The sequence below is a fragment of the Prevotella conceptionensis 9403948 genome, from assembly GCF_000312305.1.
GTDB lineage: Bacteria > Bacteroidota > Bacteroidia > Bacteroidales > Bacteroidaceae > Prevotella > Prevotella conceptionensis.
In genome coordinates this window covers 585,931-588,185 of the sequence record NZ_HE999443.1, presented here as the reverse complement: position 1 = coordinate 588,185, position 2,255 = coordinate 585,931, and the positions used below count along the sequence as shown (strand labels likewise).

Below are 2,255 nucleotides of genomic sequence, written 5' to 3'. Positions count from 1 at the left end.
GGCCTGCAATTCACCGTCGATACGCAGGTCGGGGGCCATGGCTTTGGCCAATCGGGTGGCCTCAACCACCTTGTCTACCACCTCGTGGCTGGCACTACCCTTGGTAGAGAAACTCAACATGGCCACACGTGGATCTTTAAATCCCGCCACGCAGCGTGCCGTTGCGGCAGTGCAAACGGCTATTTGGGCCAGCTGCCCGGCATCGGGCATGGGCGTAACGGCCACATCGCCCATCACCACCACGCCGTCTTCGCCATACTCCTTTTGGTCGGTTACGAGCAGCATGGCACCGCTTATGCAAGTAACGCCCGGTTCGCATTTGATGATTTGCAATGCGGGGCGAAGGGTTTCGCCCGTAGTGCTGAGCGCACCAGACACTTGTCCGTCGGCCCTGTTGGTTTTAATGAGCATGCAACCAAGGTAAAGATTGTTCTTTACCAGTTCGCGAGCCTGTGCCAAGGTCATGCCCTTCTTCTTGCGAAGTTCGGCCAACAGCTGTGCCAACTCTTCGCTGTCGGGATTGTCCAGCGGGTCGATGATGGTTGCCTTGTCGATGTTTACAAGTCCACGAGCCTCTGCCAGTTTGTGAATTTCAGAGGGATTGCCAATGAGAATGATGTCGGCGATGTCGTCGGCCAATGCTCTGTCGGCAGCACGAAGTGTGCGTTCTTCGCTAGCTTCGGGCAAAACGATGCGCTGCTTGTCGCTCTTGGCGCGCTCTATGATTTGGTGTAATAGGTCCATTATTGTTTACCTTGTTTTTAAGAAGTTAACTTTATGTTACGTTGATTGGCTATATGCACAATGCAAAAGTAACAAAAATATGTGGGATAGCCTTTGTCCGACAAATAAAAATTGATAATTTTGTGCCGTGGCACAATTAAAGCGCATCCTCATGGCAAATCCTGCCACAAACGGAAGCAGCCGAACAGGCTCCCCAAAGCACGCCACACACCAGCAACCAACAAAAGGCTATGATAAAATTCAAAGACTTGTCAACGGGCGATCGCCAACTCATCCAAAGCTACACGCTATGGGGCGAACGCCAAAACTGCGACCTCTCGTTTGCCAACCTCATCAGTTGGAGGTTCCTTTACAACACACAGTTCGCCATCGTAGACGACTACTTGGTGTTTAGGTTCCACTTCAATCGACACTTGGCCTACATGATGCCCGTGGCAAAACCACAGCTGCAAGACGACGGAACGTATAAGGTGAAACCCTGCGACGAATGTTCTATCAATGTGATAAAGGCCATCAGAGACGACTCCATCGCCATGGGGCATCCCTTTTTGCTGATGGGCGTTTGCCATTACATGCGCGACCTAATCGAAATGCGCTTTCCCGACACCTTCGAAATAAAGCCCAACAGAGATTCGGCCGACTACATCTACACGCGCGAAAAGCTGATTAACCTTTCGGGAAAGAAGCTGCAAAGCAAGCGCAACCACATCAACAAGTTTAAAAACCTTTACCCACATTATATATATAAGGAGCTTACGCCCGACCTCATCCCACAATGTCTGGCCCTGGAAAAGCAATGGCGGAGCGTGTCGAAAGACGATAACGACGAGCAAGACCTAGACGAAGAGCTCTCGGTTGAACTGCGTTCGATGACCCGCGCCTTCAACCGATGGGACAGATTGGGGCTTACGGGCGGCACCATTTGGGTAGACAACAAGCTGGTGGCCTTCACCTTTGGCTGTCCCATCAACCAAAACACCTTCGACGTGTGCGTTGAGAAGGCCGACGTAAACTATGAGGGGGCATTCACCATCATCAACCAAGAATTTGTGAAACACCTGCCCGAACAGTATTTCTACATCAACCGCGAAGAAGATATGGGCGACGAAGGCCTGCGAAGGGCAAAAGAATCGTACAAGCCCGATATTCTTTTGGAAAAGAACAGCGTGATGGAGAAACACCCCTTGGCACTGTTCGAAGACGTGAACCGCATCAAAAAAGAGACGCGCGAGCTGTGGAAACAGGTATTTGGCGATTCGGAGAAGTTCATGGACCTATACTTCTCGCGCGTGTTCAGACCCAAGTACAACATCGTTTGCCAAATAGACAACCACGTGGTGGCGGCTCTTCAGACCCTGCCTTACAACCTGTTGTATCACGGACAAGAGGTGAAGGCGGCCTACATCAGCGGCGTTAGCACCCATCCCGACTACCGACAACAGGGCGTGGCCGACAACCTTATGCGGCAAGCACACTTCGACCTTTATTATAAAGACACGGTTTTCGCCGCG

The 2,255-nt window shown here is 51.5% G+C and carries 2 protein-coding genes; one reads left to right on the top strand and one right to left on the bottom strand.

Translation table 11 applies throughout. The features are described from left to right. The coding region (locus BN93_RS02100) for a phosphate acyltransferase (protein ID WP_044259435.1) at positions 1-744 on the bottom strand (744 nt) is incomplete at its 3' end. A 230-nt stretch (positions 745-974) separates the two neighbouring features. On the opposite strand from BN93_RS02100, the gene BN93_RS02095 reads away from it, so the two are divergent. Continuing rightward, positions 975-2,255, top strand: a 1,281-nt coding sequence (locus BN93_RS02095) for a GNAT family N-acetyltransferase (RefSeq protein WP_044259573.1), incomplete at its 3' end; no start/stop codon positions are given.